Raw genomic sequence first — 11,697 nt, 5'->3', positions numbered from 1 at the left:
ATGCACGAATAGACTTAACTTGCATAATTATATAGAGCTCTTAGGGGTTCTATAGCAATACACATAATAGACGGAAATAGAGAATAGGGAATTGGTAAGAGATTTTCAAGAAAAATGTAGGAAAAAATTTTTTACTTTTACTTTTGCAAGAGGTCTAATGATTCAGGAACTAATTTAATTATTTTATTAAAAATAGAAAATATATTAATTACTATTGCGCAATAGTTGAGGCTCAAATTTACATATATTAATTTTATAATTAAATATAAAAACATTAATTTTTATAATACTTCTCTGAAAAAAGAATTCTGAGATATTTACAAAAATTTACTGGTTATTTGCTAAAATTACTTATCAAATATGCTAATCATGGAAAATGAGCAAAATTTCTATAGGAAAGGCTGCCGAACTACTAGGAGTAGCAGAAAGTACCCTGAGAAGATGGGAACGTGAAGGGAAAATCCAGTCAGAAAGAACCAAGAATGGACATCGCCGATATGATGTTGCCACTCTTCTTGGACTAAGAGCTGGAGAACGTAAAACCATTGGTTATGCCTGTATTTCCAATTCTGAGCAAACAGCTAATTTAGATAGACAAATCATGGTATTAGAAGCCTACTGTAATAATCAGGGCTGGCTAGTAGAAATTATCCGAGATTTAGGTTCAGGAATAAATTACAGAAAAAGAGGACTTGTCAGGTTAATCAAAATGATCTGCTCAGAAAAAGTAGAGCGTTTAGTACTAACTAATAAAGACCGTTTAGTAAGATTCGGTGCAGAACTAATATTTACAATTTGTGAGATTTTTGGCACAGAAATTGTAATTATTAACCACTGTTCTGAATCTACAGAAGAAGAAGATTTAGATCGAGATATTTTAGAAATTATCAAAATTTTTACAGCTAGATTATATGGCAGTCGGAGTAAAAAAAACCAAAAAATAGTGGAAAAATTGCAAGAGGCAGCTAATCAAATAAATTGATAAGTAAGCATTCAGCAGTCAGCTTTTAGCTGTCAGCTATTAATTTATTATCTTTGAAATTGGAGAAGATTTTTTTGCTTCTATGAATTAAACGAGAGGCTTTAAACCTCTGAGGATTAATTATCAATTATCAATTATCCATTGGTAAATAGCAATTTTTTCCAAGTTAAAAGTCAATAAACGATCAATTAACTGATAAAATCTTGAAGGTTTCTCTAACTTTGATAAATGGGAATAATACCTACACGAATCGCAATCGATGCTATGGGTGGGGACCATGCCCCATCAGAAATTGTAGAGGGAGCACTCAAAGCCCAAGAAGCTTATGGTGTCAAAGTATTGCTAGTTGGCGACCCTCAGCAAATTAAAGCCTGTATAAATCACAAGTCAAGCCAACCTCTGCCAGAAATAGTTCCTGCTGAGGACATAGTAGAAATGCACGAAGAACCTTTGACTGCCATTAGACGCAAGTCCAAGGCATCTATTAATGTAGCTATGAACTTAGTAAAGGAGAAAGAAGCTGATGCTGTAGTTTCTGCAGGTCATTCAGGAGCTGCAATGGCCTCAGCTTTGCTGCGTTTGGGACGAATACCAGGAATCGATCGCCCTGCAATTGGGGCAGTTTTACCCACTATGATTCCGAAAAAACCAGTCCTGATCCTGGATGTGGGAGCAAATGTGGACTGTCGCCCCAAATATTTAGAGCAGTTTGCAGTTATGGGGACAATTTACAGTGAATATGTTCTGGCCACTACTCAGCCAAAGGTGGGATTACTGAATATTGGGGAAGAACCATCAAAAGGAAATGATTTGGCAGTACGAACTCACCAAATATTGCAAGAAAATAATCAAATCAAATTTATCGGTAATGCAGAAGGTCGTGATGTTTTATCTGGTGAATTTGATGTGATAGTTTGTGATGGTTTTGCAGGTAATGTCTTATTAAAGTTTGCGGAGGCAGTGGGTGATGCTGTACTGCAAATGATGAAGGAAGAATTGACACCTGGTCTGAGTGGAAAAATAGGTACTGCAATATTACGACCTAATTTAAAACGGATGAAACAAAGAATAGATCATGTAGAACATGGAGGAGGATTACTATTAGGAGTAGGAGGAATTTGTATTATTAGTCATGGTTCCTCTAAAGCAGCAACTATATCTAATGCAGTTCGTTCAGCAAAAGAAGCTGTTGAAAATAGAGTGCTGGAACGAATTAATTCTAAGTATGTACCGGAAAGTAAAAAGTCAATAGTTAGTAATCAGTAGTTTCTCTGTGATAGCTATTAGCTTATTGCTTGTAAGCACTAAAAGCTTGACTCAAAGGCAAAATCATTTTTGCATAATTTTTGACTTTTCATTATTCAATATTTCTTGAAATTGATCCGTTAAAAAAACGATAATTTAGAATTAAACTGTTTCAATAATTCTATTCAGTTTGTTTCTTAATATATAGCGTTCCCATACTAATGAGATACTGTATTTTTTTGCTTTTGTTTGTTGGCTATTCCCTGTTACCTAAAATTTAAAAATTGTCTAGATAATTGATTTGAGAAAAGCTAAGTACCCGGTAAAAAGTTGAGTTAACTTTAAATTAACAGGATTCAAAAGTCAGAATTAAGAATGGTTGAGAAAAAATCACTTCTGACAGTAATTTGATATTTAATTTTTCCTATCTACTACTTATCTAAGTTTTAATGATTATTTAGTTTTTCTTGTTAGGATATGGCCAATAATTTTTGCTGGTTGAAAAAAGCTCTTATAAGTCGTGAGCGAAAACAAAACAAGAAAATTTGCAGTAGAGGTATAGATTTAGGAAAGGTTGATTAAAAGCATTAAATAATACCAGAAAACAAATAATAATTAAAAACTGACAGATGATAAATATAGGTGTTTCCATAACTGGAAGTGGTTCTGCAATACCAAAAAGCTCTCTAGATAATCAACAATTATCCCAAATAGTAGATACTTCTGACGAATGGATCAGTTCTCGCACCGGGATTAGTAAACGACAACTGGCAGATACAACAGAATCATTATGTAGCCTCGCAACTCAAGCATCCTTAGCAGCTCTTGACCAAGCAACTATTACTCCTGCAGATATTGATTTGATTATTCTGGCCACATCTACTCCAGATGATTTATTTGGCACTGCTAGTAAGATTCAAGGGAAGTTGGGGGCCAAAAAAGCAGTCGCTTTTGACCTGACTGCAGCTTGTTCTGGTTTTGTATTTGGCCTAGTTACAGGAGCGCAGTTTATCCGTAATGGAGTTTATCAAAATGTCTTATTAATTGGGGCCGATATTCTCTCCCGCTGGGTAGACTGGGAAGATCGACGGACTTGTATTTTATTTGGAGATGGAGCAGGTGCAGTTGTTTTGCAAGCTTCAGAAAGCGATCGCCTCCTAGGTTTTGAACTTCGCAGTGATGGTAGTCAAAATGGCTGCTTAAATCTTTCTTACAAACCCCAAGCAAAGGAAATAATTGAGGGAGTAAATGTTAGTAAAAGTACTTATCAACCAATAAGTATGAATGGGAAAGAAGTATATCGTTTTGCCGTACAAAAAGTACCAGAAGTGATAGAAAAAGCTTTATTTAGAGCTAATCTTGATGTGGATAAAGTTGACTGGTTGCTATTACATCAAGCTAACCAAAGAATAATTGATGCTGTTGCTAATAGACTGAAAATTCCCTCGGAAAAAGTGATTAGTAATCTTAGCAATTATGGCAATACTTCTGCAGCTTCTATACCTCTAGCTTTAGATGAAGCTGTTAGAAAAGGTAAGGTTAAATCAGGGGATATTATTGCTGCGTCTGGTTTTGGAGCTGGATTAACTTGGGGGGCAGTAATTTTTGAGTGGAGCGGTATTAAGTTAAGTCAAAAGTAAAAATTTAAAATTAATATCCTATGTATAACTTTTTCTAAACTACAATATTTAGGGAATTTTAGAATAACAATTTCAGAAAAATAATCTCTAAAGATTTTATTATACCATAATTGAAGTAGCAGTCAGCACTCAGCTATTAGCAAGCTTGTGAGCGAATAACTGGTTTATCAGTTTCTCAATGTGTATAATAAACTATTTAAAATCCTATAAATAGGTATAACGTGCTTTTCTAAATAAATTTAGGGGACTAAAACCCTAGAATTTTTAGCTAACAGCTAAATGATATTTATGAAGGATTCTGTAAGAAAAAACTGATAGCTAGTTAAATAGAAATTAAGAAACGATAGATACAGCCAGTAAATAGGATTTTAGTGGCAATTAATTAATTGCCACTACTTCGGAAGTATAAATTTATAACGTTTTTTATTCTAGTATTTTTTGAGTATTTTTTCTGATTATTAATATATACAGCAGATTCCAGATTAATAGTCTAGAAGTGAAGGGGCAAATATTTTTTGGTTGTTCTCTACTTCTTATTCCTTACTTCCTAAAACCATCAATATATATACTTCATAAAGTAGAAAACTGATCTATAAATTATGATGTAAGTTTAGGAGTTAAAAATAAATTTTTGCATAGTTAAATTTATAATATCAAAATGACAAAGACAGCATGGGTGTTTCCAGGACAAGGTTCTCAAAAAATAGGTATGGGAATTGATTTACAAGACTTGCCTTCTGCTCAAACAAAATTGGAGCAAGCTAATCAAATTTTAGGTTGGTCTGTAATGGAAATTTGCCAAAGTGAACAAGAAAAATTATCCCAAACTCTATATACTCAACCTTGTTTGTATGTAGTAGAAAGTCTATTAGCAAATGAAATGTTTACTCATTCTTTTCAACCAGACTTAGTTGCAGGTCATAGTTTAGGAGAATATGTTGCTCTCTATGTTGCTGGAGTATTCGATTTTGAAACAGGATTAAAATTAGTTAAAAAGCGTGCTGAACTAATGAATAATGTCACAGGTGGACAGATGGCAGCCTTAATGGGATTTAACCAAAAACAGCTCGAAGAAGAACTTCAGCAAACCCCTGGTGTAGTTCTGGCAAATGATAATAATTCTGCTCAAGTGGTCATATCTGGTACACCAGAAGCAGTAGAAATTTTACTGGGAAAAGTTAAGACTAAACGTGCAGTTAAATTAAATGTTTCTGGGGCTTTTCATTCTCCTTTAATGGAGTCTGCATCTAGGGAATTTCAACAAGTATTAGAATCTGTAGAGTTTACTAATGCTAAAGTGCCGATAATTTCTAATTTTGAACCTACTCCTACTACAGATGCAGGGATAATAAAACAGCATCTTGAGCAACAAATGACAAATGGTGTGAGATGGCGGGAAACATCTCTAGAGATGGAAAAAGAAGGAATAGAAAAAGTTATAGAAATTGGTCCTGGAAAAGTGCTTACTGGTTTGATTAAACGAACTTGTCAAGATTTAAAATTAGTAAATGTGAGTAGTTTAGAGCAAATAGGGAAATAGCTTTAGGGTGAGTAGTGTTGATTTTGAAAAGATATTTCAGAAAATATTGCCTGCTACAAAGTATGAGAAGGATTTGTCAAAAATTCCCAAAGAAATCTTAACCTTGAGATAAAATTCTATTAATAACGATAGTTATCTACTCAGTTGTAATACCAATTTGATAAATGTTTGCTACAAATCGCTAGGGAACTTTTTAGGAGTCAGGAGTCAGGAGTCAGGAGTCGTATGGGAATAGCTTCTATATCATTTTTTAACTGGGAAATCATATTTTTTGTCAAAGGTAAATCTCCTGTAAAATCTTTTTATTGCCCTTACTATTCGTAACATTCTTTTTTCAAATTGGTATAAGCTATTTTTAGCAATAGAAAATTAAACAAATTTACCAGGAAAATTTTTTCTAGAATTAATACCATCTTTTATAAAAAGGTGATCAGCTAATCTTAGTAATTGCTTGATTCATTAAAAAGTTTATACCTGAGAGCTAAGAGCTGTTTGCATAACATTTCGCAGGAAATGCTTCTAGATTTTACATTACTCCCCAGTTAAATCTCCCCTAATTAGGGCTTACCAATCAAATTTTAAAGCATCTACAGATAAAGGTTTTAGCCTTTTTAGGTCTTTAAAAAGTACCTTTTTTTCTGCTCTTCATGCTGAAAAAGTTAGTATTTTGGGCAAGAGTTGGGCAAAAAAATTACTCCCCAACTCTCCTACTTCCCTACTCCTTAAAAAAGACTTTTTCAGCAAACCCTAATTATATAGATATTTTCTGTACAACTGGGACGAAAAATGCTATAGGCTATATGTAAAGTGACTTACTTAAAATTCAGATAAAATCCTGTGACTAGAAATCGTGAACCAGTTAAGAATTTAGTTCTTTATCGCTTATTAAAATGGTCAGTAATAGTTCCTATACTTCGTTTTTATTTTCGCAGCAATATTTATGGTGCCGAAAATGTTCCACAACAGGGACCTTTAGTCATAGTTAGTAACCATGCTAGCGATTTAGACCCTCCAATTGTATCTGTTTCCGTCAGAAGACCTGTTGCTTATATGGCAAAAGAGGAATTATTTGATGTGCCAATTTTGAAACAGATAATTACCCTATATGGTGCTTATCCTGTAAAAAGGGGATCGGCAGATAGAAGTGCTATTCGTTCAGCTATGAATAGTTTAGTAGAAGGATGGGCAGTGGGTATCTTTCTACAGGGAACCAGGACTCCTGATGGTAGAATTACAGAACCAAAATTAGGTGCTGCTTTAATCGCTGCAAAAGCAAAAGTACCATTATTACCAGTTTCTATTTGGGGTACTCATGCAGTAAAGCGTCAAGGTTTGATGGCTAACTCTGTACCAATAACTGTCAGAATAGGAGAGATTATACCTCCTCCTGAATCAACTAAAAAAGAAGAGTTACAACAGGTTAGTCAGAAATGCGCAGATATAATTAACAAAATGCACGATTTAGGACGTTAACTAGAATTTAGAATTCTGAATTTTAAATTCTAAATTCTACTGAGTGCTGAGTGCTTATTTAAAAAGATTAGTTAGAAAGAAAATGGAAGATATTAGAGAAAAATTAGCTGAAAATTTGGATGTGGCTGAATGGAATTGGTTAGTACCCCATGTTAAACGTGATTCTGTAGTAATTATAGACCAAAAATTGGATTTGCTAGATGTGGGAGTAGCGATCGCTTCTGATAATACATCTTCTGTACAAGACTGGATGAACCAAGAACTTATTTATAAACCCTCAGCAGAACAATTGTCGATTTGGAATAGTAACGATACTAAAAAGTTTAATGCTTTAATAGTACAGCCTTTTGTCTTAATCCAAGAACCTGTGGAAACTCAAGGGGATAATTGATGGATAAAATTGGCTCCGGTATAACCAGTAGTTAACCACAAAATCCCTCTCATACCATCTCGAATAGCTTTTTCAATAGGTTCTGGCGATCGCCCAGAGGGAACTGGTAGGGGTGTAAAAGTAATACCCCTACTACCCAAAATAATTTGTCCGATAACTACAGCGCGACGCATATGGTCATCAGAAGTAATTAAATAAACACTTGTAATACCTTGGGATTTTAGTTTATCTACTATTGTCGTGAAATTAGTTACAGTATCTACAGCATCATAGTCTAGATGTAAACGGGTTTGTGATATACCTGCCTGGGAGAATAACCATTCTGCATATTCTGGGTTAGTGCCAGAAGATACCCAAATATCTAGATTAGGATGTTGCTGGGCAAATTCTGCGGCAAATACTTCTCTTTCTATGGCCCCACCAAGTACCAATAAAGCTTGAGGAGGTTCAATAATACCTGCAAATTGCTGGTAACTAATCCAAAAAGTCACCAAAAATCCTACTAAAAACCAGGAAATTCGAGAAATCTTTAATCCTTTATATAATTTTTTACTGGAAACTACCCTCAAAACCATATCTTTAAAAATAAAAAACCATCTGTAGTCTTACAGATGGAAACAGTTTCAATATCAATATTCAGAAAGTACTATCTACCATCCGGAGTAGGAAATAGAGATAATATCATAGTATTTACATTTGAGATGTAAATTTAGAACAATAGACAATATGGAAACTAACAAAGAGAGTTGTTGTAGTCAAATACAATTAAACTTTTAACTTTTAACTTTTAACTTCTGGGTAGTGATACTATTCCTTAGTCCAAACAACCCAAGAAAAGTCAAATACAATCAAAGTTTTGACTTTTGACTTTATTGACGGGACTGGCGCGATTCGAACGCGCGACCTAGCGCTTCAGATTTGTGTGAGTTTCCCCACTCTCTGGACTATCCCTTCACCATAGCTTTTATAGCTTTAGGTGGTGGCCTAACGCTTAAGGATAATTTTAATTACTCCTTAAAACTCTAGTCTCTGCACCTTCTTTACCCGTAATAAGGTAAAGCTTGGCTCAAGATTACCTTATCTCGATCAAAGACTTAGGCTTCCTTGAGTTTGACCACATTCACTCACGGAGTTTCCTCACACGGTGCCCGATACTTCAGGAGGCGCTTGCTCTATCCATCTGAGCCACAGCCCCATGTATAGCGCTATGCGCAAGTCAGAAGTCAGAAGTTAGAAGTCAGAAGTAATCTCTGACTGTGAGTTTTAGCATTTAGCTATACCCTAATTTTTGCTTCGACTGCTATAGCCTTGAGCTTACAAAAAAGCATTAGCATTTAAGAATACTTTTTATTTAATTTATAATAAAACCCCTAAGTAATATTCGGCAGGATTTTAAGATTAACTTAATTAGCTATAATCATTTGTCTTATTAACCTTATTAGTTCTGGGAATTTTATAGATAGATAAGTGATTATCAACTTCCTAAAATCTTCGTACCAAATGTTTAAATATTTCTAGGATTCAGATTTCTGTAGGGAGTTTACTCTGCCAATTCCCTACAGAATTAAAGCTGATAGCTGAATGCTAAAAGCTGATAGCTAGTTAAGGTGCTAAAGCATGACCCCGAAGCATACTACCAATAGTTTTAGCAGTAATCTTCATTTGAACCAAAGGATTAGCAGGTACAACAGTCTTGTACAAATAACTATCAAAAGTTAATTTCTGTACATCCCGATCAGCACACATTTCTACAAAAGCCTCGCGAGTAGCATCGGAACGATAGAATACTGTCTGCAAAATATCCAATACTTTGTAAGTCATGCCATACTTTTTATCCCACCGCTTCAAATAAAGTTTCAAATCTGCTTCAGTAGGGATAATAGCGCCATTATTAGAAGTCTCAACAATAGTTTCAGCACACATCCGAGCTGACTTAGCTGCAAAATAGATACCTTCACCAGAAGACTTCGTAACAGTACCCGCAGCATCTCCCACTAAAGCAACTCTACCACGAACCCGACGAGGGCGAGGATGTTCAGGAATAGGGTGAGCTTCTACCTTGATAATTTCCCCACCTTCGAGGCGTTTGGCCGCACGAGCCCGAATACCTGCTTGTAACTGTTTAATTCTGGCCTGGTTAGGTTTCATTGTGCCAGTACCTACAGCAACGTGGTCATATTTAGGGAATACCCAAGCGTAGAAGTCTGGGGACACATCATCCCCCACATACATTTCTGCTAGGTCTTCGTAATATGCCATGAGATGGTCAGGAAGACGAATACGCTCTTGGAAGGCGATCGCGTAATTATAATCTCCAGCATCAATAGCTTTAGCTACACGGGAGTTTGCACCATCTGCTCCAATAACTAAATCGACTTTTAAGGTTTTGGCTGTTCCTTGAATATCTCCTTCTGAATGGTCAGAGTAATGAATAGTGTAGGGATCTCTATCATTAGTAGGAATATCCAGTTTATAAACTGTACCATTAATTAGGTTAGCTCCTAGGGAAGCTGCGCGGTCTCGTAGGAAGCCGTCTAATACTTCCCGACGGCACATACCTATATATTCATCTTCTTTTTCTATATGGATATCTACCTCAACATTAGAGGGAGATATCATTTTCATTTTTCTAACCCGGCGATCAATAATTTCTGATGGCAGGTCAAATTCACTAACCATGCAAAGGGGAATAGCTCCACCGCAAGGTTTGGCGTTATCTAGTTTACGTTCAAATAAATAAGTTTCAATGCCTGCTTTTACTAAAGTTTCGGCAGCAGAGGAACCCGCTGGACCAGAACCAACAACAGCAACCCTTAAAGTCAAAGGTCTTCTCCTTAATCTTTTTTCTATATACAAGTATGGGATGGTATCACGGAGTTGGGTCTCGTAGTTGGTTTTGTGGAGGTATGTGAAGAAAATGCAATAGACCTTAATATTTTGATACTAATTGCTAGTTGATGGACTTTTAGCAGGAGTCAAAAGTTAAATTCATAAAGTTTAGAGTTTGGGAATGTCCTAAAGAGTAATGGCAAATGCTAGAATCTATGTCACTTCAGTAGGATGCTTTGTAACTCCTTATAATACAAGTAGCATAAATATTGAAAGAGAATTGTTTGTCAGTCTTAATAATCAATCAATTTGTTAGCAATACAAGGGATATTAATGTATAATATCAATTCAAAAACTTAACTTTTAACTTTTGATTTTTGGTAGTCCTGCATGGTAATGGTTAAGTTATATAATTTTTAATTTCTCCCGTACTCCCCATCTCCCGTACTCCCACACTCCCCATCTCCCCATCTCCCCATCTCCCACACTCCCCATCTCCCCATCTCCCCATCTCCCCACACACTCTCTACCATTACTATGCACCACCACCTGATTTTTAACTTTATACCTACCAGTTAGCCAATAATTTTTCTAACTTTTCTTTTACCTGATCAATATAGGCATCCGTCTCATTCAAAATTGCCTGCAAATTTGTTTGCCGAGCATCATCCATTTTTAGCAATGGTTCCTTGAGAGGTAGTTGTAGACGAATATAGCGTGATTGACTGTCATTTTCTGTCCCACCTATGATTTGTTCGGCAACATATCGATGTATATCAGGGGGAGCATCCATAAATACATCTGCAATACGCAAACCCCATTGAATAAGTCCCCAACCTCGCACTTGCTCCCAGGGAATGGGAGAAGCAGGATCTCCAGTACCGATAGATATTACTTTAATTTCGTCAATAATATCTCCTAAAGATTTATTAGAAGACTGACGTAGTAACTTGATAGCTTCTGCCACAGCACAGGAAACAGGATTATTAGCACAAACCCCTCCATCAATCAAGGAGTATACCTGTCCATCCTGTTCGATCCGGTGGGCCGGAAAATAAGTTGGGGCTGAGGCAGAAGAGAGACAAATTTCCCAGAGTGGAATTTTCGCATACCAGCTATTATGATGCCAGCTCTTAAATATCACAGGATTACGGCCAATAGTATCGTAGCTAGGAACAAGAATTTTTAACGAATCCATCAATTTATGAGGATCGGGTGTAATGTCAGGAAATTTTTTCTCTCCATATTGCTCCTGAAGTACGGCCATTAAGCCTTCATCTGAAAACTTCGGAGCAGAAAGACCATATTGGAAAATTAGTGGTAGCCGTTTGGGTGAGAAGAGAGATTGGTAGGGAAATATTTGTAAGCCTTTCTCTAGATATAGATTTAGCAATTCTTCAGGGCTTTTCCCCAGTCCAATTCCTACAGCCAATATTGATCCTGTTGAAGTACCAGCTATTATATCAAAGTGGTCTTTTAAAGGGCTACCTAATTGTTCCTCAACTTTCTGAAGAATACGAGCAGGCATAACACCTCTAATACCACCACCATCTAAGCATAAAATACGAAAAGTCATAATTTCTTTTCTCCAGTATTA

General features: G+C 35.8%; 9 protein-coding genes. 6 read left to right on the top strand and 3 right to left on the bottom strand.

Annotation, left to right across the window (positions count from 1 at the left end; all coding sequences use genetic code 11):
* The first annotated feature begins 376 nt into the window (after window positions 1–376).
* From ACP6PL_RS01345 to ACP6PL_RS01320, 6 genes are all read left to right on the top strand, one after another.
* On the top strand, window positions 377–982 hold the full coding sequence (locus ACP6PL_RS01345; protein WP_426541741.1) for an IS607 family transposase: 606 nt from the start codon (window positions 377–379) through the stop codon (window positions 980–982).
* Window positions 983–1,210: 228 nt separating this feature from the next.
* Window positions 1,211–2,248, top strand: coding sequence for a phosphate acyltransferase PlsX (plsX, locus tag ACP6PL_RS01340; RefSeq protein WP_426541739.1), 1,038 nt, complete (start codon window positions 1,211–1,213; stop codon window positions 2,246–2,248).
* A 608-nt stretch (window positions 2,249–2,856) separates the two neighbouring features.
* Window positions 2,857–3,867, top strand: a complete 1,011-nt coding sequence (locus tag ACP6PL_RS01335; RefSeq protein ID WP_426541737.1) for a beta-ketoacyl-ACP synthase III — start codon at window positions 2,857–2,859, stop codon at window positions 3,865–3,867.
* A 658-nt stretch (window positions 3,868–4,525) separates the two neighbouring features.
* Complete coding sequence (gene fabD / locus ACP6PL_RS01330) at window positions 4,526–5,407, top strand: ACP S-malonyltransferase (protein ID WP_426541735.1); 882 nt, start codon at window positions 4,526–4,528, stop codon at window positions 5,405–5,407.
* A gap of 837 nt (window positions 5,408–6,244) precedes the next feature.
* A complete protein-coding gene (locus ACP6PL_RS01325; protein WP_426541733.1) occupies window positions 6,245–6,880 on the top strand; it encodes a lysophospholipid acyltransferase family protein in 636 nt (211 codons plus the stop codon).
* A gap of 82 nt (window positions 6,881–6,962) precedes the next feature.
* The gene (locus ACP6PL_RS01320) at window positions 6,963–7,271 is read left to right on the top strand and encodes a DUF2288 domain-containing protein (protein WP_426541731.1); all 309 of its coding nucleotides are present in this window, start codon (window positions 6,963–6,965) and stop codon (window positions 7,269–7,271) included.
* Here the strand turns inward: ACP6PL_RS01320 and ACP6PL_RS01315 are convergent.
* The 3 genes from ACP6PL_RS01315 to ACP6PL_RS01305 all read right to left on the bottom strand — a co-directional run bounded on the left by ACP6PL_RS01315 (window position 7,256) and on the right by ACP6PL_RS01305 (window position 11,676).
* Window positions 7,256–7,846 carry a YdcF family protein gene (locus ACP6PL_RS01315; protein WP_426541729.1) on the bottom strand — a complete coding sequence of 197 codons (591 nt, stop codon included), beginning with the start codon at window positions 7,844–7,846 and terminating at the stop codon, window positions 7,256–7,258. The two genes, ACP6PL_RS01320 and ACP6PL_RS01315, sit on opposite strands and share 16 nt — an antisense overlap.
* Window positions 7,847–8,873: 1,027 nt before the next feature.
* Entirely contained in the window at window positions 8,874–10,094 is a 1,221-nt protein-coding gene (gene chlP / locus ACP6PL_RS01310; RefSeq protein ID WP_426541727.1) for a geranylgeranyl reductase, read from the bottom strand.
* A gap of 574 nt (window positions 10,095–10,668) precedes the next feature.
* A complete protein-coding gene (locus ACP6PL_RS01305; RefSeq protein WP_426541725.1) occupies window positions 10,669–11,676 on the bottom strand; it encodes a patatin-like phospholipase family protein in 1,008 nt (335 codons plus the stop codon).
* Window positions 11,677–11,697: the final 21 nt, after the last annotated feature.

The organism is Dapis purpurea BLCC-M126 (assembly GCF_050015975.1).
Classification (GTDB): domain Bacteria; phylum Cyanobacteriota; class Cyanobacteriia; order Cyanobacteriales; family Microcoleaceae; genus Trichodesmium.
The sequence above is the reverse complement of the archived record's forward strand: the minus strand, read 5'-3'. Positions and strand labels throughout refer to the sequence as shown.

What these genes read in the sequence shown, in the direction of transcription:
- ACP6PL_RS01335 (WP_426541737.1), top strand. Translation starts at nt 2,857, where the DNA reads ATGATAAATATAGGTGTTTCCATAACTGGAAGTGGTTCTGCAATACCA.
- ACP6PL_RS01305 (WP_426541725.1), bottom strand. Translation starts at nt 11,676, where the DNA reads ATGACTTTTCGTATTTTATGCTTAGATGGTGGTGGTATTAGAGGTGTT.
- ACP6PL_RS01345 (WP_426541741.1), top strand. Translation starts at nt 377, where the DNA reads ATGAGCAAAATTTCTATAGGAAAGGCTGCCGAACTACTAGGAGTAGCA.
- fabD (WP_426541735.1), top strand. Translation starts at nt 4,526, where the DNA reads ATGACAAAGACAGCATGGGTGTTTCCAGGACAAGGTTCTCAAAAAATA.
- ACP6PL_RS01320 (WP_426541731.1), top strand. Translation starts at nt 6,963, where the DNA reads ATGGAAGATATTAGAGAAAAATTAGCTGAAAATTTGGATGTGGCTGAA.
- ACP6PL_RS01315 (WP_426541729.1), bottom strand. Translation starts at nt 7,846, where the DNA reads ATGGTTTTGAGGGTAGTTTCCAGTAAAAAATTATATAAAGGATTAAAG.
- plsX (WP_426541739.1), top strand. Translation starts at nt 1,211, where the DNA reads ATGGGAATAATACCTACACGAATCGCAATCGATGCTATGGGTGGGGAC.